We start from the raw sequence: 23841 nt of genomic DNA, 5'->3' as shown, positions 1-23841 counted from the left end.
CGAGCGGATCTCAGGGCCACGGGGTCCCCGTGTCAAGAGCCCCACGTCTCTCAACCATCCGATCCCCGCATCCCGTATCTGACACCTCGACCTCGCATCTCGCCCCCCGCGCCACGCGCCCCGCGCTCCGCCGCATCACCCACACGGCCCCACCCCAGCACGCCCCGCCACCGCAGCACCCAAACGCCACCCCGCAACCCCAACACCCGCACTCACAAGGGCGATCCCACCGCGTCGCCCCCACCCCGGCCCTCCCTCCCACCACATCCACCATCCAGTCGGGTGGTTGACCGCCCACCCCTCCGCCTAAGCTGCCGCCCGCTCCGCCGTCGGCAGCCCACGGAGGGACCCCACATGCCCCGAACCCGCACCCGCGCCAAGTTCCGCGGCTGGGCCATAGCCCCGTTGGCCGCCGTCCCGGCCATCGCGCTGCACGACCTCTTCGACTCCGTCGGCATCAACGGTGTCGACGCCTGGCTGGCCACCTCCGCCGCCCTGGCCCTCCTGTGCGCGACCGTCCACCTCGCCACATCAACCCTGAACCAACGCCCCGACCCCCCGGACGACCGCGACTTCGAACTCCAGATCGCCGACCTCTGCCGCCGCGACGGCCTCCTCGCCGTACAGGTAGCCCCCGACGCCAACGTCAAGGCCTACTTCCCCAACGGCAGCCTCGTCCTCATCCGCTGCGCCCCCATCACCCACGAGGCCCGCCCCCTGGACCTCCACGCCTTCATCGGCACGGCCCACCACAACCACCGGGCCGACATCCCGGTCTTCATCACCCGCCACGGATTCACCACCGAGGCCCGCCGATTCGCCCATCACCACGGCATCGTCCTACTCGACCAGTCCCGCCTATACCAATGGCAACAGGGCCACGGCCTGACCACTCTGGTCACCACAACCCCATAACGCCACCCACCAACTCCCCACGAACACCCCGGCCACCAGCCCGAATCCCCCAGAAGCCGCCCCCACCCAACAACCCCGGCCCCACCCCCACCAAGTGGCCGAATCCCGCTACCCGCAGTGATCTCCCGAAGACGCTTACGACCCACCCGATCAAGTGCAATGATGCTTCGGCAGATCAATAGCGCACCGAACTCCGAAGATCGCACCTGCTGCGGGGGTGGCAGTTTTGGCCCGATCCACCAACACCCAACTCCCGGCAACCCTGCTGGCAGCCCTGGCCACTCTCACCCTCCTGACCACGGCCTGCTCCTCGGATAAAAAGGCGAAAGAGCCCAAAATCGGTCAAGCGGCACCCAAAACGGCAGCTGCTCCGCTCCCGACACCGTCTCAGAGCACTGCAGCGGCAGGCCCGCCGATCAGCGAGGCCGATGCGACAAGCACTTCGCAGGCCTACTTCGATGCCAGCAAAAAGGCCCGAGCAGCACGCGATATTCATTCAATCTCGGAAATCGAGGCGGGAGCCCTGCTCGAGGTATCCACCGCCCGCCTCGAGCGCATTTTGAAGTACGGCGACAATATCGGCAACGACGAGGATTTGGCCGCGAATAGCAATATACACGTCGCCTCACCCCAAGGGGCTCCCGGCGGTGACGACCGGTGGCTTATGTCCCTGGGTCGCCAAACCATCGGAAAGCAATCCCGTGGATCCCTCGGAGTCCTGCGCCAGGACAAAGGGGTCGGCCCCTGGAAAATGTCATTTCTTGCATTCACAGAGGTTGGCAAGGATTTCCCTATCGTCACGCAAATAGCGACGGTCGACAACAAAGAAAGCGCAGCATCCGCGAACATCTACTACGGGCAGGAGATCTGCCAAGATTTCGCCAACTATTTGGATGGAGGTTCAACCACGACTAACTGGGGACCTAGGGCAAAAGCAGTCATCCAAGAAGACCGTAACAACAAACGGGACACAGAAGGACTGGCGAAGGGCGGATCGGTCACCTTCAAGACCGAGATCCGTGACAGTGAAAAATCGCCGGCCTGGAAGACCTCAGACGGCGGCAAATTGGTCATGTGCACCACACGATCATCCTCAAATCTCACGGCGGGTTCATCCCCGATATCCGTCACCAATAGCCAGAGCTTTCAGAACCTGAACGGCCGCACCACCAAATGGAAGACACTAAACGTAGTCAATGTCGGCATGACCGTATTCAAGATCCCGGCAACTCCGGATTCTCCGATCGACATCGTTGCGGACTCTGTTCGGGCACTCTCAAGCGACGGTACGCCCGCCTGATATCCATCCCCACCGCCATGTGAAGATGCCCGCCAGGGAGGACTCATGAATAGATCGAAAGTTCTACGAAGTGTCGCCTTGGCCTGCACAGCCGGCTCCATTGGCGCCTTCTTCCTTCTTCCACCGGCTTCTGCAGGTGTGACGAATTGCGGCGACCTCATCATCTGCATCGAAGTACCCGGCCCGGGAGGAAGCAGCGGCGGGACCGGTGGCGGCGGAGGTGCGGGAGGTGGCAGCGCGACAGGCGGCAGCGGGGGTACCGAACCCGGCTTCACCCAAGGCAACGGAGAACACACTGCCGTTGGGGCCACGGCTGCCGGTGGCAGCGGAGGCCCCGCTCCCCAGCTCCCTGCACCTACGGACGCTCAAGTTGCGACCCTCGCCATGGCCCAGCTCGAGCTTCGCAAGCCCAAGGTCTTCATGACCCCGGAACCCGGAAAGATGGGTCTCGTAGGCCTCCCGGTTTGGCTATGGATCGACGCATCCGATCCGCACCGATGGTCACCCGACGGAATCTCCAAGACGGTAACCGAACGAGGTGTAACCGTTACGGCCATCGCTCGATCCAAGTACGTTCTGTGGTCCATGGGCGATGGGTCCACCGTGGAGTGCCCGACTCCGGGCACAAAGTACGACCCATCCTCCCCGAGTACTTCCTCACCCGACTGCGGCTACGTGTATAAAACTACATCCGCAAAGCAGCCGGAAAGTCGTTTTACAGTCACCGCCACCGTCCACTGGGAAGCAAGTTACGTAGGGGCCGATGGCATACCTATTTCGCTCCCGGCCATGGAGGGGCAAACCGAAACAACCGCTCGCGTGGGTGAACTTCAAGTCATCAACTAGCGGCTTGAGATTCATATGCGGGCACGCGAGGACGTCGCACGATGGTTCGGGCCGACGAGGCACGGAAGGTTCCCCAGGGAAGGTCCATCTCGCCACTGACCGGATGACATGAGCACTCGAATGCCTCTGCGCTCACGCCTTTTCAACGCAGCGCCGATGTGGCTCAGGTGACGGTCCAGCCTGTGGTTTTGGCTAGTGTGGTGGCTTGGGTTGGGGTGATTTGGGCGCTCTGGAAGTCGACTGTTCGGGGGTCCAATGAGGATAGGTTGCTGCCTCTTAGGTCGGCGTTTTTGAGGGTTGCGCCGTGCCAAGTTGCGCCGGATAGGTCGCAGGCTGTTATCACGGCCTTTTGCAGGCGGGCTGCGGTCAGGTCGGCCTCGCGCATGCGGACGCCGGTGAAGGTTGCCCGGGTCAGGTCGGCTCCCGGCAGGCCGACGAACGACCAGTCTCCGCCCGTTACTTCGAACACCGTGTAGGTGCACTGGCGGAACACACTGCCGACCAGTTTGCAGTCGACGAACCTGGTGTCGAAGAACGTGCAGCCGTTGAATGTGCAGTTCGTGAATGCCGCTCCCGTGTGCCGCGACGCGTTGAATCGCACGCCCGCGAACGTGCACTCGTCGAACACCGCGCCCTCGTTGACGACCTCGGTCCAGTCCGTGTCCAGGAACGAACAGCGCGTGTATTGAGCGGTGTCCGTCAGCTCCCTCCCGTACCAGTCCTCGTCGCGGATCACGAGTGCTTCGTCGGGGATGGGCATCTCTCCATCGAACACGCCGCCCCCGACATCCGCCCGCCTCGCCGTCGCGGGCCCGCTCAGTCCGGTGAGGCGATGCCCGCGACCATCCCCTGCGCGAGTGCTCGGGCGGCGGGGCCCGTGGCCTGCCCGGCCTGTCCGGTGACCAGGGTGTAGAGGGCGCCGGCGAAGAGCGTGATCAGCGTGGCGACGTCCGCGCGCGACGTGTGCAGGCCGAGGGCGCGGTGCTGGGCCAGGGTGAAGTCCACGGCCTCCGTCTGCATGTGGTCCAGCGTCCGCTGGAGTTCGGGGCGGCGGGTGGCCTCGAGGGTCAGTTCGTACACGGCCAGATAGCGCGCCCGGTGCATCGTGGCCGAGAACTCCAGCGACACCGCGATCAGGTCGACCAGGCCGCCCCGGTCGATCGGGCCGGCCACCATCTCGTGCGCGGCGGTCATGTCGGCGCGATGCAGTTCCAGGACACGCTCCGCCGCGGCGCCCAGCAGGACGTCGCGGCTGCGGAAGTAGTTCGACGTGGTGCCCGCCGGCAGCCCCGCCGCCTCGTCCACCGCGCGGTGGCTGAAGCCGTGTACGCCGGCCCGGGCCAGAACCTCGATCGCGCCGTCCGCGATGGCGCGCCGACGGGCGCTGTTGGGGGGTGGTGCCATGCAGGGAGATTATCAAGGCTGTGATAGTACTATTCGAGTAGTGGAATCCCGGGGTCTCCGGTCGAACCCCACCGCACCCACACACGAGGGGGCACCATGCGAATACTGGTCATCGGCGCGGGCATCGGCGGACTCGCGGCGGCGCGCGCCCTGCGTACGGACGGACACGACGTCACGGTCCACGAACGAGCGTCGGCACTGCGCACCTCCGGCTCGGCGCTCACCCTCTGGAGCAACGGCACCGGCATCCTCGCCGACCTCGGCATCCCCACCGAAGGTCTCGGCGCACCCATCGATCTGCTCGAACAACGCGACTACGACGGACGCGTCCTGATGCGGATCGACGTCTCGCTCGCCGCCACCCACTACGGCCACCCGCACCTCGCCATGCCCCGCCGCGACCTGATCCGCCGCCTGGCCGAAGCCCTGCCCACGCCCCGAACCGAAACCGGAACCCGAACCGGAACCGGAGCCGGAACCGGAGCCGGAGAAGGAACCGGAGCCGGAGAAGGAACCCGACCCCGAACCGGAACCAACAGCGCAAACGCAACGACGACCCCCACGATCTCCTTCGCCAATCCCTGCACCGCGATCACCCAAACCCCCGACCACGCCCAGGCGACCTTCGCCGACGGCAGCACCGCGGCCGCCGACCTGATCATCGGCGCCGACGGCGCCCGCTCGGTCGTTCGCCGGCACGTATGGGGCTCCGACCCCACCACCCCGACCGGCTGGGTCACCTGGCAGGGACTCACCCCGGTCGACATCGACGTGGTCCACGAGCGCCGCGGCCTGATGATCGTCGGCCCCGAGGGCATGTGCGGCCTGATGCCCGCCGGCAACGGCCTGCTCCAGTGGTGGTTCGACGTCCGCCGCGACCCGTCCGAACCGCCGCCGACGTCGCCGATCGCCGCGCTGCGCAAACGTTTCGGGCACTGGGCCGCGCCGGTCCCCCACGTGCTGGCGGCGGTCACGGACGCGGACATCGAGTACTTCGCCCACCGCCGGCACAAGGTCCCGCGCACCTGGAGCCTCGGCCGGGCCACCCTCCTCGGCGACGCCGCGCACACGATGCCGCCGACCGTCGCGCAGGGCGGCAACCAGGCCCTGGAGGACGCCTGGGCCCTGGCCCGCGCCCTGCGGCGCACCGCCGACATCCCCGAGGCCCTTGCCGACTACCGGAGTTCCCGTGCCCGCCGCGCCTCCCTGACCGCCCGCCGCGCCGGCTCGGAGACGACGAACAAGTACCTGCCGACCCTGTCCCGCCTGACCCCCGACGCCCTGATCAGCCGCTACCACACCCGCTGGCTACGGCAGATCAGCACCTACCTGTCGGACGGCCCGACCGCGCCCGACGCCGTATCCGCACCCGCATCGGCATCCGCTTAGCGCATGCGCAACGCCGCGGCAACGAACGCCCCGCCCGCTACCCCCCGTCCACCACCACGAACCGAAAGCCCAACGCATCCAGAAAGGCCCGCAGCAGCTCGTCCGGCGTCCCCTCCGCCCGCAACGCGGAGTCCAACGCCGCCTCGTCCGGGGTGAGTCCGGCCTCGCGCGCCCAACCCACGGCACGCGGCAACACCCGCTCCGGCGGCGGCCCGAGCTCCGGATCCAACGCGTACGACCTGGCCGCACGCGGCGCCAACGCGCAGTGCCATACGTCGCCCCCACCCGGACTCTGCGCGTCGATCATCGCGAAGTGGCCGGACACCACGTCGGCCGTCAACACCGGCGCGTCCGTATCCGCCATCAACGTCGGCCCCGGATCCAACCCCGACGCCAACAGCAGAACCTGCCAGTCGCCGTCGCGAGCCGACCACCGCGGTTCACCGCCGGCCTGCTGAACGGCCGGCAATTCCAATAGGGGCCACGCCGATCGGGCGACGACATATACACCGAAGTTACCCATCACCCCCAGCATAGGACGCACCGACGACCCATCGCCGCGATTCGTCCCGGGCGACCGGTTGCCCGCCGCCCATCGAGCCTGTACCCCCGCCGATCCCCCATGAGAACGTGGCCCAATGGACATTGCCACGCACCTCGACATGCTGCGCGCCGACGGCGAGGCGCTCGCCCGTTCGGCCGAACGGGCCGGCCTCGACGCGGAAGTGCCGTCCTGCCCCGACTGGCGGGTACGTGATCTCCTCGAACACCTGGGCGGCGTGCACCGATGGGCCGCGTACATCGTGGAATCCGGCAGCGTCGAACGGCCGAGCCGGGAGGACACGACCGAGCTGTTCCGCGCCCCCACCGACCGGGACCTCTTCGAGTGGTACCGAAGCACCCACGCCGACCTGGTGAAGACACTCGGCACGGCGGCCCCCGACGCCCCGGGGTGGACCTTCTTCGAGGCGCCGTCCACGGTCGGCTTCTGGACCCGACGCCAGGCGCACGAGACGGCCGTTCATCGCGTCGACGCGGAACTCGCGGCCGGTCTGCCCTCCGCCGTGCCCGCGGACTTCGCCGCCGACGGAATCGACGAACTGCTGTGCGGGTTCCTCGCCCACGCCCGGAACAAGGCGGTCACCGACCCGCCGCTGAGCATCGCGATCACCCCGGACGACACCTCGGCCGCCTGGACCATGCGGCTCGGCACCGCCGATCGACGCGTCGTACGCGCCGCCGAACCCGCCGACCTCACGGTCTCCGGCCCGGCCGAAAGGCTGTACCTGCTGCTGTGGAACCGGGTCGATTCCACCGGCTGCCGCCTCGACGGCGACCTCGAAGTCCTCACCCGCTGGCGCGAATCGACGAAAGTCTGAGTCCGAACAAGAGGGTGGGCCTCCGCGGGGCTAGCCTGCCCGCGGAGGCCCGCTGTGCCGCCCTATCGGGCACGCCGGCACGTTTAAGGACCGGGGTCGTCTTGAAAGTCGTCGCGTTCTACCTTTGAACTACCAGGCCACGAGCGGCCCGGGCTGGAGTCGAACCAGCAACCGACGACCGGAGCCCCGTCCGGTCGATCCGGCGATGGGCGGCGATGCTGAGTCTGGAGCAATAGTCTGAGATTGATCGCGGGCTGCCTCTGCCGACTTGGGCCACCCCGGCTCGTGGTGCCGGGGGAAGGATTCGAACCTCCACCGTTACCCGCGTTCGTCACGACAAGCTTCAGTTTCAGCTTGCGCTCCTCGCGCACCCCCGACCCTCCGGTCGGGGGATTCTCGAAGCCTACTCGCCCTGGCCGTTGCCGAGCAGGTAGGCGAAGACGGCGTCGCCGATCCGACGGTCCGTCACTTCCGCGCCGTTGGCTTCCTCACGCGCGAACTTGACCGCCCGCTGCAGTTTTTCGACCCGCTCGACGAGTTCGTTCACGCGCCGGGCGGGCAGCGCGCCCGAGAACTTGACGGTGGTCCAGTAGCCGGCGGCGATGTCCTCGAAGTACATCTCGACCTGGGCCGGGTGGTGTTCCGTCGCCTCGGCCTTGACGTGGTTGCGCGGGACCTTCTTGGTCCGCACGGTACGCACCGGCTCGGTGCGCCAGGAGTCCGTGGAGGGGTCGAGCGTCCACGTCTCGGCGGCGTCCAGGATCGGCAGCTTGCGCACGAAGGTGTGCACGTCGACCAGTTGCTTCTCCAGGAAGAGCAGGTACGACACCGGGACGTCGCGCAGCAACGGCGTGCCGTCCACGACCACGTCGGCGCGCGCCTCGCAGTTGGCCCAGTCCTTGGTCGCGGTAACGTCGAAGAGCCGGGTCAGCGTGCCGGTGACGGAACGCAGCACTTCCTCGCCCTTGACCTGCACCCGGGTCGACTCGGGCGGCAGTTGCTCGCCCTCCTCGTCCTTGGGTTGGTAGGTGCGCGAGATACCCGACAACAACGCGCCCTTCTGGACCCGCTGGTGGGCATCCGTCAATTCCTGGAAGGACTTGGTCTTGACGCCCTTCTCCACCGCGATGATCTGGTTCAATTTCGCCACGCCGCGACGCTAGCAGGGGAACACGGCTGCGGCACAAAGGTTTTCGGGTGGATGCGCCGGGGCGGGCGAATCGCATCGGGCCCGGACCGTCAACGCGCGATCACGGCGGCGAGGTTGTCGTCGCCGACGATCCGGTAGGTGGCGTTGAGTTGCCACGGACCGACGAGCCCCTTGATCCGCTCCGCCCGGCGCTGCTCGCTCGCCCCGATGCGGGCCACCCATCCGGGGATCTCCTCGGGCGTCGCGTCGATCATCGCAACGGTCAACAACTGCTGCGGGTCGGCCAGGTCGATCGCGCTGAGCACCCGTCGGGGGTCGCCCTCGAACCGCTCGTCCGGGAGCCACGCGTCGCGGAAGGTCGCGTAGTCCACACCGTCGTTGAGCCGCCGCACCATCGCACCGATGAGCATCGCCGCATTCCCCCTCGTTTCCGTGTTTCCGTGCTTTCGTCGTCGCGCCCGAGCACCTCTTACAGTGTAAGAAGCGGCGCGATCACAGCTTGTCTTACAGCGTAAAAATGGTCAAGGTCCGGCCCCCGGCCCATCCGCCGAACCGGTGGCATCACGTGTGGGACGGCCGCCGCGCGGCCACCTGTCACACAGAGCGAACCCGTCCCGATTCCCCGACTCCCCGATTCCCCCACTCCCCGATCCCCCGACCCCGGAGGCCGACATGAGCGATCTCGACGCGTACGGCGGCGCGCCCAACGACCCGGGCGTGCTCGTGGTCACCACCAACGACGTACCTGGCTACCGCGTGCAACGGGTGATCGGCGAGGTCTTCGGCCTCACCGTGCGCTCACGCAACATCGGCAGCCAGCTCGGCGCGGGCCTCAAATCGATGGTGGGCGGCGAACTGCGCGGCCTCACCAAAACCCTGGTACAGAGCCGAACCGAAGCGGCCGAGCGCCTGGTCGAACAGGCCCGCGGTCGCGGCGCCAACGCGATTCTCGCCATGCGATACGACGTCACCGACGCGGGCAACGGCACGGAAATCTGCGCATACGGCACAGCCGTGGTCCTGGTCCAGGACTAGCCCGACCGCCCCACCCACCCACCCCGCGCAAAACGCCCGTTCCCCGGAAACGCCTACTCGATCCCCGCCAACAGAGCCCTGATCGCCGATTCGAAACGCTCGTCGTGGTCGGCCCGCGTACCCAATCCCGCCGCCAACGCCTCGGCCAAACAGGGCAGTTCCGCCGCATCCACCGCCGGGTCGTCCCGGGGCTCCCCGCCCTCGGGATCCAACTCGGCCAACGTATGCCCGATCACGAACGTGGTGACCGCGTTGAGCAGTTGGAACGCCCGCAGCGGCGCCAACCCCTCCCCGACCAGCGCCGCCGCGGCCCGCTCCACGGCGGCCAACGCCTCCGGAGTCGCGACCGGACGCGTCGCGACGAGCGGAACGACCGCCGGGTGGCGCAGCAGTTCGGCGCGGAACGCGTGGGCGAACTCGCCCAGCCACACCGCCCGCGGGCCACGCGGTCGAGGCGCCACACTGGCCACGATCCGCTCGACCAGGCCGTCCAGCACGGCGTCCTTGTTCGGCACGTAGTAGTACAGCGTCATCGCCTCGACCCCCAGCTCCGCACCGAGTCGCCGCATCGACAACTTGGCGATGCCGTCACGATCGGCGAGTGCGAGCGCCGCGTCCAAGACCTGCGCGCGGGAGAGCCGGCCCATCGGTCAGGCCAGCCCGAGCAGGTCGGCATGCCGGTCGACGGCATACGCGAAGAACGGATCGGCGGGATCGGCACTCCCGGCGAGTTGTCCGAACAGCTCGAAGCTCACGATCCCGAACACGCCGGCCCAGGCGAACATCGCCCGCGCCAACGTCGCCGGCGAGACCTCCAGACCACCCGCCGCCACCACGGCCTCGAACTGCTTCGCCAACGGCCCGGGCAGATCCGCCTCCCCGGAGGGCCGGGCAGGATCCTGTCCGGAGTCGCGGAGGATCCCGAGAAGCGCGAACGGCACCCGCGAGAAGGGGGCCAGAGTGTCGTCCGGCGCCTGATAGCCGGGGACCGGCGAACCATAGATGAGCGCATACTCGTGCGGATGCTCCCGAGCCCACGCCCGCACCGCGCCGCATAGCCCACGCCAGGCGGCACGCGGATGCGCGGCCGGCCCCGCCGCCTCGACGGCACGCTCGACCCGCTCGCCCACCGCATCGTAGGCGTCCACGATCAGCGCGGTCAGCAACTCGTCCCGGCTCGGGAAGTATCGATACAGCGCCGACGAAGCCATCCCCAGCTCACGGGCCACCGCACGCAACGACAACCGCTGGGCACCCTCGGCGGCGAGGTGTCGTCGCGCGACATCCTTGATCTCGTGAGTGAGTTCGGCCCGGGCACGATCACGCGCGGTGCGGGAAGCTGCGGTCATACGGCCAGTCTGCCAGACACCAGAGCACTGCACCCAAACAAGAGCACCGCTCTCGCCATACGGCCCACACCCCGCAGCCACCCGCACTCGCACGAACCCCCGCCGCCGACGGTCGAGGGTGCGCCCCTTGTGCGCCCCGGTTTTGCTTCGTTGCGACTGCGTGCGGGGGCACGGCTGACCGGCCAACCGGTCCGATATGTCGACCATGGTCGGTCGATAGCCCTAATCTTCAGGTGCGTGGTGGACCACCCAAGAAGGCTCGGCCGGGGAGGCACACATGAGCGAACGTGGGGGGCGGGTCATCCGGGTTCCGTCCGAGCGTGGCCAGTTGCTGCTCGTGGAGGGTGGAAGAGCCGGGCGCGGGCGGCGGTCGGACAGCGGTGGGAACCTGGTCGCGATGTCGGCGCTGACACCGCATCAGCTCTTCCCGGACGCCGCCGCGGACGTGATCCAGCTGCCCGACGCCGTGCAACCGCACGCGGTACGCGCCTATCTCCAGGCTGCCGGCGCCGTGGACGGGCCGGTGATCGTGTACCTGACCGGTCGTCTCCTGATCGACCGGCGGCGGCGCGAACTGCACCTGGGGCTGCGTGATTCCACGCCCAACTCGGTGCGCTACGACGGGCTTCCGTGGTCCTGGGTGGTCGAGCTGCTCGGCCCGCGGCCGACCGAGAACACCCTCGTGATCTGTGATCTGACGGCCGGACGGGAAGCCTGGGAGGCGATCCGCGAACGGTCCCACGAACTGTGCACGGGCATTCCGCTGTGGGGCGTGGTGAACCCTCCCGACGTCAAGGGTCCGCCGAATCCGTTCACCCGCACCCTCGTTGCCGCGCTCGGGCAGGGCTTCGCCGAACTGCCCGACCCCGTACCGGCCGAGGAGATCCATCCGCTCCTGGCCGAGCGGGCCCGACTGGCTCCGGACACCGTCGAGTTCGCGCCCTCCGCCGGGTCGCTCGCACTGGCCAACTGCTCACCCGAGGCCCGTCCGCCCACCCTGCGTACAGCCGTTCGCCGACTGAAGGCGGTCTCCCCGCGCGGCGGCGGCGCCGGCGCGGCCGGAACGGGAGTCTCGGCGTTGTCCGCGGTGCCGCCCAACGGGATGACTCCGGCGCAACGTTCCGGCCTGCGCGGCTCGGGCGTGGTCGGCGGCGGCGCAGTCGGCGACGCTGTGGTCGAGCCCACCCATCGCGAGCCGGCGGGAACGGCGTCGGCCGCCCCCGCCCGGCAGCGCGAGGAACCGGGCGTCGGCCGCCGGACGTTGGGTCTGGTCCGCTCGGCACTGTCCTCCGGGCCGGACGACGAGCCCGAGGTCCCGGGTACCAGCCTGCGCGACGCACTCCGCGCCGGCGCCGCCCGACCCGGCAGCCCACCCCTGCGCGGTCCCGCCGGCAAGGACGGTACGCCGACGCCGAACGCCCGCACCGGCGGCGCCCCGTCCGGCCGACCCCAACCCGGCCCACCGGCCAACGCCGCCCTCCTGGACCGCGAACCGGAGTTCCCGGGCCCGGCGACCGGCGTCGGCCCGCCCGACATCGGCCCGCAGGGCGCCACCCCGCACGCCGCCGGCACCGGCCCGTCGGGCGGCCTGATGCGCCGTGCGACCACGGCCGGCACGACGTCGTCCCGCTCGGCAACCGGTGCCAAGCCGCAACAGCGCGGGGCCGGCCCCGCGCCGCACCCGCGGTCCGAGGCGCCGCCCCCGCCGCTCCCGCCTCGGATAACCGTGCGGATCCAGACCGACGCGGGCGCCCTGACGCCGACTCCCGCGCGCCGCCCGCCGACCACGAGTCCCACGCAGCTGCCCCCGGCGCTGGCCCCGCACCGCGGAATCGGGCCCCATCGACCGATGTCGATGCCGGTACGCGGGCGAGCCGTCGGCCCCATCCCCGCCCGCCGCGCACTGGCACAAGGGGCCACGGCGTCCGGGGCGTTGATCCGCCCGGCGGACATCCTGCCCACGTACTGGAACGAGTTGGCCGCCATCCGGCACGCGGCGGACACCGGGCGCGGCATGGAGGCGTGGCAGAAGGCCGCCGAACTCGGCATGCACATGGAGAAGTTGGTCGGCCCCACGCACCCGGGCACGCTGGACGCGCAGGCGATGTTGGCGTTCGTCAGCGCCGGTCTGGGCCGGGTCGCGGACGCGATCCTGATCTACTGCCAGGTCGCCGAGCGCGGCGCCGAGGCGGTCGGCCCGCAACACCCGAGTACGATCGCCGCCGCCGACAACGCGCTCAAGGTGTGGCTGCGGGTGACCGATGCCCGGGAGGCGGTCCGCCTGGGGCCCGCCGTGGTGGCGATGCGCGAACTCGTCCCCGGCCCGGCCGAACGCGGCCTGCACAGTGCGCGGGCGCACCTGGACCGGATGCGCTTCATCGTCGACCCGACCTCGGCGGAGCCCCGTCCCCACCCCGAACCGCGCCCCGAGGCCCCAGCCGACCCGCGCCCCGAGGCCTGCCCCGAGCCCAATCCGGATCCGAATCCGGATCGCCGGCCGAGCACGGTCCGGGGCGCACCGGTCCGCCGCAGGCACGCAAAGACCTGAACGCGGCCGGGGACGCCCCGCCGCAGACCGGCACCGCCCGCCGCCCACCACCGCTCAGCCCGGCGGCGCGCCCGCCTCCCCGCCCTCACCCGCGCCATCCGCCGGCCACACCGACCCCGGCCCCTCGGGGTCACCCCCCATCGCCCATCCCCCCGCCGGCCCGAGCCGGAACGGCCCATCGAGCCCGTCCACCCCCTCCCCCAGCACGATCACGCCGTGCCCACCCCGTCCGCAGCACCCACCGCGCCCACCCGAACCCGAGCCCCCGCCCTCGCCCGACGCGTCCGGGCCGTCCAGGCCGATCCGTCGGGCCTCGGCGTACCAGTGCCCGATCGAGCGGGCGAAGTCCGGATCACGCTCGGCCCGTAACGCCAACGCGCCGGCGAGCGCGTGCGCGCGGGTGTACGCCCGCAGCCCTCCCGGTGTCTCGTGCCCGAGCAGCGTCAGCTCCAGCTCGCCCGTGGGCACCGGCGCCGACCGATGCGGCACGTCCTGAGCCTCCGACGCGCCCGACGCGCCCGGCCCGCCAGACCCCAAGGCCGCCGCATCCGACGCCCGCGACTGCGGTATCCCCTCGGATCCGGCCATCGGCGAGCCCCCTGTACCGCCGGGCCGGTCCGTGTCCGGCAGCGGCATGCGGACAAGTTCGACGAGGCGTGTCCAGGCCAGTCGACCGGCGTCGCCGCCGGCCCCTGCGGCAAGCCCGCTGAGCAGGTCCACCGAGATCGATTCCACGCGATACCCCTTGCATTGGGCGATAACGGTGGCTCCACCGTAGAGCGCGACCGCGAGCCGCGGGCCGGAACCGTGTGCGCAAGTATTTCCCAATAGATCACCCAAGTTCGGCAATATCATCCAGCTTTGTCCCTACGCCGCGCCGCACGCGCACCACACTCCGCAAGCGCCGCCTCTCGCGTGCCACCGACACCCCCCGCAAATCCGACCTTGGGGTCACCTCCATCCCACTCCGCCCCACCACCCCGGCGCGTCCGCCCAGGTACAGCCGCCCTCACCACCCCGAAATCGAAACCCGTTCCATTTCTTGCCGATCGCTCTGGTAGCGCGCTACCGGCCGGTACTAAGGTCACTCCACGCGTTGGCCCAGGGGGGCGTCCCTTCCCCCTGGCCCGACGTCCGCGCACGGCCGTGTTCCCGCACCCCAGTACCTCGATAGACCCACGCTCGTCGAGGAGGCCGCATGTCATCCAGCACGTCCCCGTCGGATGCGCCCGCCGACAGAGATCCCGAACCCCCGCCCCCGGCACCCCCCGCCCGGTTGCCCGCGATCGTGCACGGCCTGTGGTATCGGCAGTTGCACCGCTACCCGGCCAACGGGCCACGGATCCTCTACCTGTCCATCGTGGTCGTCGCGTCGGTGATCCTGTATTACGAGCTCTACATCCAGTACGCGGTCTCCACGCTGCTGATGCACGAGTACGGCATGACCTTCATGTACGCGACGATGATCTCGGTCGTCGGCAACGCGGTCGGCGCATTCGCCTCGCTGCTCGCGGGACTCGCCGACCGGTGGGGGCGGGCCAACCTGGTTGTGTACGGCCTGCTGCTCACCGGCGTGCTCGTCCTGTTCGCGCTGCCCAACGCGCAGAGCAAGGGCTGGTTCATGTTCTTCATGGCCCTGGTGAACGTGGTCGAGGGCATGGCCCTGGTCGCCACGCCCGCGCTGATCCGCGACTTCTCGCCGCAGGTCGGCCGGGCCGGCGCGATGGGCTTCTGGACGCTGGGGCCGATCATCGGCAGCCTCGTGGTCACCACGGTCAGCAGCAACACGCTGGACTCCAGCAGTTGGCAGACCGAGTTCCGGTACGCCGGCATCACCGGCCTGGTCGTGTTCGTGGTCGCGCTGTTCGGCCTGCGCGAGTTGTCCCCGGCGCTGCGCGACCAACTCATGGTCTCGCTGCGGGACAAGGCGCTGATCGAGGCCAGGGCGCGCGGCCTGGACGTCGAGGCCGCGCAGAAGAACCACTGGCGGCAGATGATGCGCCTGGACATCCTCGCGCCGGCGCTCGGGATCAGCCTGCACCTGATGTTCTACTACACGGTCGTCGGCAACCTGGTGGTCTACTACTCGACCGTCTACGGGTACTCCGAGCAGCGGACCAACGCCCTCGCCAACTGGTACTGGGGGGCGAACGCGATCGCGCTCGTCGTGGTGGGCGTCGCGTCCGACCTGACCCGGGTGCGCAAGCCGTTCATGATCGTGGGCGGCGTGGGCACGGTGGTGTTCACGTACCTGTTCGCCCTGACCACCGACCATCCGGACACCGGCTACTACACGTTCGCCTGGCTCCTGGTCGGCATCGGCGCGAGCAGCGGGATGGCCTGGGCGCCGTGGATGGCCGGGTACACGGAGACGGTCGAGAAGCACAACCCGGCGGCGACCGCGACGGGGCTGGCGGTGTGGGGCTGGATCATCCGCATCGTGGTGTCGGTGTCCGCGGTGTTCACGCCGGTCATCGTCACCTCCGCGACGCCGTTGGTCAACCACGGCGAGGAGGTGGTCGCGGCGCAGGCGGACGCGGGGGCGGCGCTGGAGTTGGTACAGAAGGACCCGGCGCTGTTCATCCAGATGTCCAAATACCCCAACCGCGCGGCGATCCCGATCGAGCTGCAGGTCAAGGCGTTGCAGCTGGCCGGGGGCGACCTCGCCAAGCTGAATCTGGTCGAGCAGAAGCAGCAGTCGCTCGCCGTGCTGATCGACCACGGCGAGGAGGTGCGGAAGGCCAAGGACCGGACGAGCGACGAGTGGATGCGCTGGTGGTGGCTGACCCTGGCGTGCCAGGCGCTGTTCGTCCCGAGCGTGTTCGTGATGGCCGGGCGCTGGAGTCCGCGCAAGGCGCGGGAGGACGAGGCGGCGCACGCACGGCGGGTGGAGGAGGAATTGGCCGCGCTGGCCGCCGACGGCGCGCCGGGGGCCCCGGGGGTGGCGCAGCAGCGGGCCTGATCCGCCGAGAACCGGAAATGCCGAGGGCCGGCACGTCGCACTCGAAGTGCGGCGGCCGGCCCTCGGTCGTGCCGATCAGTGAAGATCAGAGGCGGTTGATGTTCTCCGCCTGGAGACCCTTCTGGCCCTGCACGACGTCGAATTCGACGGCTTCGCCCTCGATGAGCTCACGGTAGCCGTTGCCCTGGATCGCGGAGAAGTGAGCGAAGACGTCGTCGCCGCCACCGTCCTGCGCGATGAAGCCGAAGCCCTTTTCCGAGTTGAACCACTTCACGGTTCCGGTAGCCATATTTTTCTCCCTACATGTGGGCCGATGAACGAATCCACACTTCGTGAATCCGGGCGTCGCCGCGTTTTTCGCCCTCATTTCGGAAGCTACCGAAATGCAAAATGCGCCCGTAGTGAACAGCTCTACAGGCGCACTCAGAAGATGATGCGAACCACAACTGCAACAGGCTTCAGACTAACACAGAACGAGACCGAGATCGAGTCCCACCACAACCCGCCCACCCACGACCACTCCAAGCCACACCTTGCCCACCCCCACACCAGCTTGTGATCACCCCCAACAACACAGCCCGCACAAAGCCCGAAACCGGACCGCGACGGGCACGGCCCGCGGGACCGGACCGGGACGGACGCGAAGCGCGGGACCGGGGCGGGACGGGCACGAAGCGCGGGACCGGACCGAGACGGGCACGGCACGCGAGACCGGACCGAGACGGGCGCGAAGCGCGAGACCGGACCGAGACGGGCACGGCACGCGAGACCGGACCGGGACGGGCACGAAGCACGAGACCGGACCGAGACGGGCACGGCACGCGGCGCGGGAGGCGGGTCGCAGCGGGCCGAAGCGCGGGACGGTGCCAATGCCGATCCGACGGGAGTCGGTGCGTGACAGGGCCCGCAGGGGACGGGACCGGCGGAACGGGGCCGAAGGAACAGCAGCGCGCCACGGCAGCGGCCGGGCGGGGCGCGTGGTGGGGGTGACAGGGAGTCGAAGCCCGGGGAGCAGGCCGATCACGGCCGGCGCGATGCGGCAGGGACAAGCCGGCGTGGGCAAGCCGTGGGACGGCGGGCACGGCCAAGCCGGCGTGGGCACGGCAGGGCGGGTGGGGGCGCGGCGCGCGCAGGCGCAGACGGGAGCGCGGCACGCGCGGGCGCGGACGGGAGCGCGGCACGCGCAGGCGCGGCCGGGTGGGCGGGGGCGCCACACCGCGCGGGCCGAGCCGGCAGCCCCCGCCATCCCGCTCGATCGTGCCGATCCGCCCCGCGCTCCCACCCTCGTCTCGCCCCGACGTCCCGCACTGGTTGGGGTGCGTGGGGGTGGGCGGGCTCGTACGGGAGGTCGATGGCGCGGGCAAGATGGGCGCATGGCGAAGATAAGCAAAGGTGGGAACACTCCGGTACCGACCGCCGAGTTGCGTGCGGTCCTGACCTGGCGCGCGGCGGGAGCCCCCGACGTGGACGCCTCGGCGCTGCTCCTGAACGCCGCCGGCAAGGTGCGCACGGAAGCCGATTTCGTCTTCTACAACCAGCCCTCCGACGCCACCGGCGCGGTCCGGCACGAGGGGAAGCAGCCGACCGCCGGCGGCGTCGTCACGGACACCATCCGGGTCGACCTCGCGGCGATCCCGGCGGACGTCGAGCGCGTGGTGATCGGCGCGTCGGCCGACGGCGGCAGCTTCGGCCAGGTGCCCGGGCTCGCGTTGCACGTGGTGACCGCGCAGGGCGGGCCGATCGCCGAGTTCGACATCGACGAGGCGTCCACCGAGACGGCGTTCCTGTTCGGCGAGTTCTACCTGCGCAAGGGCGCCTGGAAGTTCCGCGCCGTGGGCCAGGGGTACGCGTCCGGGCTGTCCGGCCTTGCCACCGACTTCGGCATCGAGGTCGCCGCCGACGACGCGGCCGGCCCACAGAGCGCCCCGCCCGCCCCCAGCGCCCCCGCCCCGACCGCGTTCGCCCCACCCGCCGCCGCGCCCGGCTCCCCCGTACCCCCGCCGCCCACCTCTCCCCCGCCCGCCGCCCCCGCGATCAGCCTCAAGAAGCGGACCCTGATCGACATGGAGAAGCGGCTGGCCGACGAGGGCCACCCGCAACTGCTCAACCTGACCAAGCAGGCCGCGGTGAGCCTGGAAAAGCGCGGACTCGGCGAACACACCGCGCGCGTCGCGCTCTGCCTGGACATCTCCTACTCGATGCAGTCGCTGTTCAAGAAGGGCAAGGTCCAGGCGCTCGCCGAGCGCGTGCTCTCGCTCGGTCTGCGCTTCGACGACAACGCGGCCGTGGACGTGTTCCTCTTCGGCTCCCGGGGACACGTGGCCGGGCAGCTCGGGCTCGGCCAGTACAACGGCTGGGCCGAGCGGATCCGGCGCAGCCCCGGCCTGGAGGGCTCGACCGACTACGCCGGCGCGATGCGGCTGGTCCGCGAGCACTACTTCGGCAGCAGCGCGCCCCGGTACCAACCGCTGGCCAACGACCTGCCCGTATACGTCATGTTCATCACCGACGGCCAGACCACCTCGCGCGAGGCGACGCGCGAGCAGATCACCTACTCCAGCTTCGAGCCGATCTTCTGGCAGTTCATGGGACTGGGCCGGCCGGGCGGCTTCTCGTTCCTGGAGGAGCTGGACGACCTGACCGGCCGCTACGTCGACAACGCCGACTTCTTCTCGGTCCAGGACCCGGCCAACGTCCCCGACGGGCAGCTCTACGAGCTGATGACCAACGAGTATCCGACCTGGCTGAGCCGCGCCAGGGCGCAGGGCCTGCTCATCTGACCGGCTCCTCCGAGGCCGCGACCGGGCGAGGCGACCCACCCCCCGCGGCTCCCCGCACCCACCGTGCGGGGAGCGCGGAGAGCAGATGCAGCGCGGCCTCCATCGGCCCCTTGCGCAGCGTGTGCCGCCAGGCCCAGCACAGCAGCATCGTGACCACGAAGAAGCCGATCAGCCGCCGCCAGGTCTCCCCGGACGCGAGCGGGAGCCAGCGGTCGATCACGATCAGGTGGGCGGTGTACACGGTGAGCGCCATCGAGCCGACCGCGATCAGCGGGTCGAGCACGATCCGGCCGAGCCAGGGGCGGCAGGCGAGCAGGGCGAGGCCGAGCAGTGCGAGAGCGACGCCGATCGCGCCGACGATCTCGAACGGCGTACCGGTGTGGCCCTCGGCGACGGTGAGCCACGCGGGATCGGACACCGGTACCGAGCCGACCCGGCCGTGGATCACGTCCGACACGCCCTCCGGCTCGGCGATCCGCGCCAGCCGATCGCCGGTGAACAGTCGGACCACGAGCCAGGATCCGCCGTAGCCGAGCACGGCCAGCGCGGCCCCGATCCCGACCAGCGCGCGCTGTACCCGCGCTTCGCCCAGCCGCAGCCGCCCGACCGCCATCCCGGCGAGCACGAACGGCATCCAGGTGATCGCCGGATAGCTGCCGGTCAGGAACAACGTCTCGAACATGTGGCCCGGCCCCTGCCGCCAATCGGCGAACCCGGGCGCGACATAACGAACATCGCCGGTGTCCCCGGCCAGGCGCAGCACGAACGAGGCGATCGGCCCGAGCAGCGCCCACCCCGCGGCGACCCACACGAGGGTGCGCGTGCTCAGCCACAGCGCGGGCCAGGCGAGCATGAAGTAGAGGCCGTAGAAGGCCAGGATGACCAGGACACCGGTGTCCAGGTCGGCCAGCCAAATCCCGAGCGGGAGCAGCAGCACGGCCCGGATCAGCACCCGGGTGACCACGGCGGCGTTGCCCCGATCCCAGCCGCGCAGCGGCGCCCGGCCGCTCATCAGCACCAGCGAGACGCCGGCCAGGAACGCGAACAGCGCGGAGGCGCGGCCGGTGACGCCCTGGATCAGCGTGTCCACGCCCCCGTCGTAGGGGTCGGGCCCGACGTGCGAGGCGAACATGCCCAGGACCGCGAGCGCGCGGGCAACATCCACACCGACTATCCGGTCCGCTCTCCGCGCGGCCCGCCACTCCCCCGTCTTCGCCCACATGCGCCCACCCTAGGCTTCCGGTCCGACCCACGCGTGGGTACGCGGCGCCGAGCCGACGCCATCACCCGTCCCCGCGGATCGCCCCGCCTACTCGGCCCCGTCCGAGGCCGGCGGCGCCACCGTCGCCGACGGCTCCCCGCCCCGGCGCCGCACCGCGACCATGCCCAGCGCCAACAGGACGCAGCCGACGAACACGCTGACCACCACCGGTGTGGACAGGCCGTGTCGGACCGAGGCCCCGGCGGCGCACTGGACCAGCGTCATCGGCAACATGCCGAGCGCCGTCCCGATCGTGAAGTGGCTCGTGCTGATCCGGGTGGCCGCCGCGCCGTAGCTGACCACGGAGGAGGGCAGGACCGGGATCATCCGCAGGACCGTGATCGGCACCAGCCCGTTGCGGGAGAGTTTGCGATCGAGGACGGCCAGCGCCTCGCGCTTGTGCAGCCAGCCGCCGATCCGTTCCCGGCCGAGCCGGCGGCCGAGGTACAGGCTGATCAGCGCGCCGAGCGTGGCCCCGACCAGGGTGACCACCGTGCCGCCGATCGCGCCGAACAGGGCACCCGCCACCGGGGCGAACAACGACTTGGGCACCAGCGCGGTGACGCCCACCGCGCAGACGAGGACGAACACCGCCACCGAGGCCGGCAGCGGCCACTGCGTCCACGCGCCGTGGTCGAGGAAGTCCCGGAGCGAGTCGAGCAAGCCCCGCACGGTGTCCAACCTGCGTCCGCCCCTCGTGCCCATGGTGTGAATTCGCCGACCGCGCCGGCCGCGCCGAATGCGCCGGAACCCGACGGATCGGGCGACCCACCGCGCATCCCCGGCGGCTGCGCCGAGGCGCGCCGATGCCCCCCGGCGCGCATTCGGCCCATTGTACGGAGCCTTCGTGACCCCCGGGTGAACCGCGGCAGGCGCTGGAGTCCGCGGCCTCCCCCGTGCTAAAAACCTACTGACCACTAGGTTTTTGGAGGACTCATGACCGAGACCACCGCGCGCACGCGCTTCCGGGCCGCGACCTGCCCCTACGAGGACGCGTCGTTGTCGATCGAGGAGCGGGTGGAGGACCTGCTCGGCCGGATGACGGTCGCCGAGAAGGCCGGTCTGATGTTCCAGACCATCGCGGTCACGGGCCCCGAGGGCACGCTGCTCGACGATCCGGACACGCTGCCGTTCGAGTTCACCGTCCGGCAGATGATCGCCGACAAGGGGATGAACCACTTCAACCTGATGGGCGGCGGTCGTCCCGAGCACATCGCGCAGTGGCACAACCGGATCCAGGAACTGGCGCTGGAGACCCGGCTGGGCATCCCGATCACGCTGTCCACGGACCCCCGGCACCACTTCACCGACAACCCCGGCACCGCCGCGTACGCCGAGGGTTTCTCCCAGTACCCCGAGACGCTGGGCCTGGCCGCGATCGGCGACGCGGACCTGGTCCGCGAGTTCGCCGACCTGATGCGGCGCGAATACCTCGCGGTCGGCATCCGGCTCGCGCTGCACCCGCAGATCGACCTGGCCACCGAGCCGCGCTGGTCGCGGATCAACGGCACCTTCGGCGAGGACGCCGAACTGACCGGCAAGCTCGTCGCCGCCTACATCCGGGGCGCGCAGGGCGAAAGGCCGAACACCGCGTCGGTGGCCTGCATGACCAAACACTTCCCCGGCGGCGGCCCGCAACTCGACGGCGAGGACCCGCACTTCGCGTACGGGCGCGAGCAGGTCTACCCGGGTGACCACTTCGACTACCACTTGGCGCCGTTCAAGGAGGCGCTGGCGGCCGGCACGTCGCAGATGATGCCGTACTACGGGATGCCGATCGGGACCGAGCACGAGGAGGTCGCGTTCGGCTTCAACCGGGGCATCATCACCGGCCTGCTCCGGGAACGACTCGGCTTCGACGGCATCGTGTGCACCGACTGGGGCCTGATCTCCGACGCGAACATCATGGGCCAGGCCATGCCCGCCCGGGCCTGGGGCGTGGAGGAGTTGTCCGTCCCCGACCGGGTGCTGCGCGTCCTGGAGGCGGGCTGCGACCAGTTCGGCGGCGAGCACGTCCCCGAGCAGATCGTCGCGTTGGTCGAGGCGGGCCGGCTCACCGAGGAGCGGCTCGACGTGTCGGCGCGGCGCCTGCTGCGGGAGAAGTTCGTGCTCGGCCTGTTCGACCACCCCTTCGTCGACCCGGCCGGCGCCGCCGCGTCCGTCGGCGCGCCCGCCGGCATCGCCGCCGGGCTGCGCGCGCAGAGCAGGTCGGTCACCGTACTGAAGAACGACGCGCCCGAGGGCGACACCCGACGCGGCGAGTCGCTCCTGCCGTTGGCCGAGGGTTCGCGCGTGTACGTCCGGGGCCTGGACGCCGAAGTGGCGGCCGGCTACGGCACGGTCGTGGCCACGCCCGCAGAGGCCGACGTGGCGATCGTCCGGGTCAAGACCCCGTTCGAGCCGCGCGAGGGCGGTTTCGAACAGTTCTTCCACGCGGGTTCGCTGGAGTTCGACGCGGTCGAGCTGGCCGCGATCCTGGAGCTGTGCGCGACGGTACCGACGATCGTGGACGTGTATCTGGAGCGCCCGGCGGTGCTCCCGGAGATCGCCGAGGCCGCCGCCGCGCTGGTGGCGAACTACGGCTGCGCCGACGGCCCGCTGCTCGACGCGCTGTTCGCTCGGGTACGGCCCGAGGGCAAGCTGCCGTTCGAACTGCCGCGCTCGATGGCCGACGTACGCGCGCAGCGCTCGGACGTACCCCGAGACGGTAAGGACCCGGTCTTCGCCTTCGGGCACGGCCTGCGCTACTGACCCGTCCGCGCCGAGCCGTGCCGGCGCCCGTGGGGGCCGGCCGACGCACCCCGTCGGCCGACCCTACCCACCCGATCGACCCGTACCGGAAACGCCCGACACGCACCGGTTCACCATTGCCGCCCGCGCCTGCTTAGGGTGCTGCCATGGGTAGCGAGCGGCGGGAGTGTGTGGCGCTCTCCCTGCACGCGACCGCCCGGGCACTGCGGCGGTACCGGCTTCGCGCCGTGGCGGTGACGGTCGTGGGTCTGGCGTGCACCGGGGCATGGTTCGCGATCCTGTCCGCCGGCGACGACGGTGGCGACGGCGCGGCCCTCGGCGGCTGGGGCATGGTCCCGCTCGTGGTCGGCGCGACGGCCCTGGTGATCGGAATCGGCGCGCTCGTCCTGGCCCGGCGCATGCGACGCACACTGGCCCGGCATCCCTGGGTCACCTGCTCCTGCCGGTTCCGCGATCCCGCCGACGGGGACGGCGCGTGGGGACCGCCGCTGGTGATCGGCGACCGCACCGGCGACGGCACGCAATACGCGCTGACCGTGGTGTCCATGTCGCACCGCTGGTGGCACCTGCACAAGTGCGACGGCGGTGACGTGTGGTTCGCGGGCGACCCCGCGCACGGGGGTGTGGTCTCCCCGCCGGGTGGCGAACTCCTGCTCTGGACCCGGCCGAGCCGACTCGGCCGCAGCAGCCGACCCGCACGCCGGGCGAACCCGGCGGGAGCCTGAGCCAACCCCCCGCTATCCGACCCCCCGCCCACCGCCGACCGGCCGCG

21 protein-coding genes are annotated in these 23841 nt (G+C 70.3%); 10 read left to right on the top strand and 11 right to left on the bottom strand.

Translation table 11 applies throughout. The features are described from left to right. Window positions 1-354 precede the first annotated feature (354 nt). Entirely contained in the window at window positions 355-915 is a 561-nt protein-coding gene (locus tag ACFXKZ_RS05575; protein WP_379996682.1) for a restriction endonuclease, read from the top strand. A 217-nt stretch (window positions 916-1132) separates the two neighbouring features. Further along, complete coding sequence (locus tag ACFXKZ_RS05570) at window positions 1133-2215, top strand: hypothetical protein (protein ID WP_379996680.1); 1083 nt, start codon at window positions 1133-1135, stop codon at window positions 2213-2215. A 1009-nt stretch (window positions 2216-3224) separates the two neighbouring features. On the opposite strand, the gene ACFXKZ_RS05565 is transcribed toward ACFXKZ_RS05570, so the two are convergent. Further along, a complete protein-coding gene (locus tag ACFXKZ_RS05565) occupies window positions 3225-3821 on the bottom strand; it encodes a pentapeptide repeat-containing protein (protein WP_379996678.1) in 597 nt (198 codons plus the stop codon). A gap of 56 nt (window positions 3822-3877) precedes the next feature. After that, window positions 3878-4465, bottom strand: a complete 588-nt coding sequence (locus ACFXKZ_RS05560) for a TetR/AcrR family transcriptional regulator (RefSeq protein ID WP_379996676.1) — start codon at window positions 4463-4465, stop codon at window positions 3878-3880. 96 nt (window positions 4466-4561) lie between these two features. Between ACFXKZ_RS05560 and ACFXKZ_RS05555 the strand changes: the two genes are divergently transcribed. After that, on the top strand, window positions 4562-5854 hold the full coding sequence (locus ACFXKZ_RS05555; protein ID WP_379996674.1) for an FAD-dependent oxidoreductase: 1293 nt from the start codon (window positions 4562-4564) through the stop codon (window positions 5852-5854). A 37-nt stretch (window positions 5855-5891) separates the two neighbouring features. On the opposite strand, the gene ACFXKZ_RS05550 is transcribed toward ACFXKZ_RS05555, so the two are convergent. Then, window positions 5892-6377 carry a hypothetical protein gene (locus tag ACFXKZ_RS05550; RefSeq protein ID WP_379996672.1) on the bottom strand — a complete coding sequence of 162 codons (486 nt, stop codon included), beginning with the start codon at window positions 6375-6377 and terminating at the stop codon, window positions 5892-5894. A gap of 115 nt (window positions 6378-6492) precedes the next feature. On the opposite strand from ACFXKZ_RS05550, the gene ACFXKZ_RS05545 reads away from it, so the two are divergent. Further along, window positions 6493-7233: a maleylpyruvate isomerase family mycothiol-dependent enzyme gene (locus ACFXKZ_RS05545; protein ID WP_379996670.1), complete on the top strand. Its 741-nt coding sequence runs from the start codon at window positions 6493-6495 to the stop codon at window positions 7231-7233. A 403-nt stretch (window positions 7234-7636) separates the two neighbouring features. On the opposite strand, the gene ACFXKZ_RS05540 is transcribed toward ACFXKZ_RS05545, so the two are convergent. Next, window positions 7637-8383, bottom strand: coding sequence for a hypothetical protein (locus ACFXKZ_RS05540; RefSeq protein ID WP_078974739.1), 747 nt, complete (start codon window positions 8381-8383; stop codon window positions 7637-7639). A gap of 89 nt (window positions 8384-8472) precedes the next feature. Beyond that, window positions 8473-8793 carry a hypothetical protein gene (locus ACFXKZ_RS05535; RefSeq protein ID WP_379996668.1) on the bottom strand — a complete coding sequence of 107 codons (321 nt, stop codon included), beginning with the start codon at window positions 8791-8793 and terminating at the stop codon, window positions 8473-8475. 262 nt (window positions 8794-9055) lie between these two features. Here ACFXKZ_RS05535 and ACFXKZ_RS05530 point away from each other — a divergent pair, with 262 nt between their 5' ends. After that, window positions 9056-9418 (top strand): YbjQ family protein, encoded by a 363-nt coding sequence (locus ACFXKZ_RS05530; RefSeq protein ID WP_379996666.1) that lies wholly within the window; start codon window positions 9056-9058, stop codon window positions 9416-9418. Between the two features lie 53 nt (window positions 9419-9471). Here the strand turns inward: ACFXKZ_RS05530 and ACFXKZ_RS05525 are convergent, their stop codons facing one another. Beyond that, the gene (locus ACFXKZ_RS05525; protein ID WP_379996664.1) at window positions 9472-10065 is read right to left on the bottom strand and encodes a TetR/AcrR family transcriptional regulator C-terminal domain-containing protein; all 594 of its coding nucleotides are present in this window, start codon (window positions 10063-10065) and stop codon (window positions 9472-9474) included. A 3-nt stretch (window positions 10066-10068) separates the two neighbouring features. Beyond that, window positions 10069-10767 carry a TetR/AcrR family transcriptional regulator gene (locus tag ACFXKZ_RS05520; RefSeq protein WP_379996662.1) on the bottom strand — a complete coding sequence of 233 codons (699 nt, stop codon included), beginning with the start codon at window positions 10765-10767 and terminating at the stop codon, window positions 10069-10071. 277 nt (window positions 10768-11044) lie between these two features. Between ACFXKZ_RS05520 and ACFXKZ_RS05515 the strand changes: the two genes are divergently transcribed. Beyond that, the gene (locus tag ACFXKZ_RS05515; RefSeq protein WP_379996660.1) at window positions 11045-13315 is read left to right on the top strand and encodes a hypothetical protein; all 2271 of its coding nucleotides are present in this window, start codon (window positions 11045-11047) and stop codon (window positions 13313-13315) included. 54 nt (window positions 13316-13369) lie between these two features. On the opposite strand, the gene ACFXKZ_RS05510 is transcribed toward ACFXKZ_RS05515, so the two are convergent. Continuing rightward, window positions 13370-14050 (bottom strand): hypothetical protein, encoded by a 681-nt coding sequence (locus ACFXKZ_RS05510; protein WP_379996658.1) that lies wholly within the window; start codon window positions 14048-14050, stop codon window positions 13370-13372. Between the two features lie 463 nt (window positions 14051-14513). Between ACFXKZ_RS05510 and ACFXKZ_RS05505 the strand changes: the two genes are divergently transcribed. After that, complete coding sequence (locus ACFXKZ_RS05505; RefSeq protein ID WP_379996656.1) at window positions 14514-16277, top strand: MFS transporter; 1764 nt, start codon at window positions 14514-14516, stop codon at window positions 16275-16277. An 85-nt stretch (window positions 16278-16362) separates the two neighbouring features. Here the strand turns inward: ACFXKZ_RS05505 and ACFXKZ_RS05500 are convergent, their stop codons facing one another. Beyond that, a complete protein-coding gene (locus ACFXKZ_RS05500; protein WP_078974744.1) occupies window positions 16363-16566 on the bottom strand; it encodes a cold-shock protein in 204 nt (67 codons plus the stop codon). 1084 nt (window positions 16567-17650) lie between these two features. Here ACFXKZ_RS05500 and ACFXKZ_RS05495 point away from each other — a divergent pair. Next, a complete protein-coding gene (locus ACFXKZ_RS05495; RefSeq protein ID WP_379996654.1) occupies window positions 17651-19057 on the top strand; it encodes a VWA domain-containing protein in 1407 nt (468 codons plus the stop codon). Here the strand turns inward: ACFXKZ_RS05495 and ACFXKZ_RS05490 are convergent. Both ACFXKZ_RS05490 and ACFXKZ_RS05485 read right to left on the bottom strand, forming a co-directional pair. Beyond that, window positions 19050-20279 carry a DUF418 domain-containing protein gene (locus ACFXKZ_RS05490; RefSeq protein ID WP_379996652.1) on the bottom strand — a complete coding sequence of 410 codons (1230 nt, stop codon included), beginning with the start codon at window positions 20277-20279 and terminating at the stop codon, window positions 19050-19052. The two genes, ACFXKZ_RS05495 and ACFXKZ_RS05490, sit on opposite strands and share 8 nt — an antisense overlap. Window positions 20280-20366: 87 nt before the next feature. Then, window positions 20367-20981 carry a TVP38/TMEM64 family protein gene (locus tag ACFXKZ_RS05485; RefSeq protein WP_379996650.1) on the bottom strand — a complete coding sequence of 205 codons (615 nt, stop codon included), beginning with the start codon at window positions 20979-20981 and terminating at the stop codon, window positions 20367-20369. Window positions 20982-21254: 273 nt separating this feature from the next. Here ACFXKZ_RS05485 and ACFXKZ_RS05480 point away from each other — a divergent pair, with 273 nt between their 5' ends. Together ACFXKZ_RS05480 and ACFXKZ_RS05475 are read left to right on the top strand one after the other, a co-directional pair. Continuing rightward, entirely contained in the window at window positions 21255-23069 is a 1815-nt protein-coding gene (locus ACFXKZ_RS05480) for a glycoside hydrolase family 3 protein (protein WP_379996648.1), read from the top strand. Window positions 23070-23215: 146 nt separating this feature from the next. After that, window positions 23216-23794, top strand: coding sequence for a hypothetical protein (locus ACFXKZ_RS05475; protein ID WP_379996646.1), 579 nt, complete (start codon window positions 23216-23218; stop codon window positions 23792-23794). Window positions 23795-23841: the final 47 nt, after the last annotated feature.

Source organism: Embleya sp. NPDC059237 (assembly GCF_042754105.1).
Lineage (GTDB): Bacteria > Actinomycetota > Actinomycetes > Streptomycetales > Streptomycetaceae > Embleya.
Note: the sequence above shows the minus strand (reverse complement) of the source record. Positions and strands in the feature narration are given on the sequence as shown.

Coding starts and splice junctions, on each gene's coding strand:
- ACFXKZ_RS05515 (WP_379996660.1), top strand. CDS start 11,045: ATGAGCGAACGTGGGGGGCGGGTCATCCGGGTTCCGTCCGAGCGTGGC.
- ACFXKZ_RS05505 (WP_379996656.1), top strand. CDS start 14,514: ATGTCATCCAGCACGTCCCCGTCGGATGCGCCCGCCGACAGAGATCCC.
- ACFXKZ_RS05495 (WP_379996654.1), top strand. CDS start 17,651: ATGGCGAAGATAAGCAAAGGTGGGAACACTCCGGTACCGACCGCCGAG.
- ACFXKZ_RS05520 (WP_379996662.1), bottom strand. CDS start 10,767: ATGACCGCAGCTTCCCGCACCGCGCGTGATCGTGCCCGGGCCGAACTC.
- ACFXKZ_RS05555 (WP_379996674.1), top strand. CDS start 4,562: ATGCGAATACTGGTCATCGGCGCGGGCATCGGCGGACTCGCGGCGGCG.
- ACFXKZ_RS05565 (WP_379996678.1), bottom strand. CDS start 3,821: ATGCCCATCCCCGACGAAGCACTCGTGATCCGCGACGAGGACTGGTAC.
- ACFXKZ_RS05480 (WP_379996648.1), top strand. CDS start 21,255: ATGACCGAGACCACCGCGCGCACGCGCTTCCGGGCCGCGACCTGCCCC.
- ACFXKZ_RS05535 (WP_379996668.1), bottom strand. CDS start 8,793: ATGCTCATCGGTGCGATGGTGCGGCGGCTCAACGACGGTGTGGACTAC.
- ACFXKZ_RS05525 (WP_379996664.1), bottom strand. CDS start 10,065: ATGGGCCGGCTCTCCCGCGCGCAGGTCTTGGACGCGGCGCTCGCACTC.
- ACFXKZ_RS05545 (WP_379996670.1), top strand. CDS start 6,493: ATGGACATTGCCACGCACCTCGACATGCTGCGCGCCGACGGCGAGGCG.
- ACFXKZ_RS05500 (WP_078974744.1), bottom strand. CDS start 16,566: ATGGCTACCGGAACCGTGAAGTGGTTCAACTCGGAAAAGGGCTTCGGC.
- ACFXKZ_RS05560 (WP_379996676.1), bottom strand. CDS start 4,465: ATGGCACCACCCCCCAACAGCGCCCGTCGGCGCGCCATCGCGGACGGC.
- ACFXKZ_RS05530 (WP_379996666.1), top strand. CDS start 9,056: ATGAGCGATCTCGACGCGTACGGCGGCGCGCCCAACGACCCGGGCGTG.
- ACFXKZ_RS05550 (WP_379996672.1), bottom strand. CDS start 6,377: ATGGGTAACTTCGGTGTATATGTCGTCGCCCGATCGGCGTGGCCCCTA.
- ACFXKZ_RS05475 (WP_379996646.1), top strand. CDS start 23,216: ATGGGTAGCGAGCGGCGGGAGTGTGTGGCGCTCTCCCTGCACGCGACC.
- ACFXKZ_RS05575 (WP_379996682.1), top strand. CDS start 355: ATGCCCCGAACCCGCACCCGCGCCAAGTTCCGCGGCTGGGCCATAGCC.
- ACFXKZ_RS05490 (WP_379996652.1), bottom strand. CDS start 20,279: ATGTGGGCGAAGACGGGGGAGTGGCGGGCCGCGCGGAGAGCGGACCGG.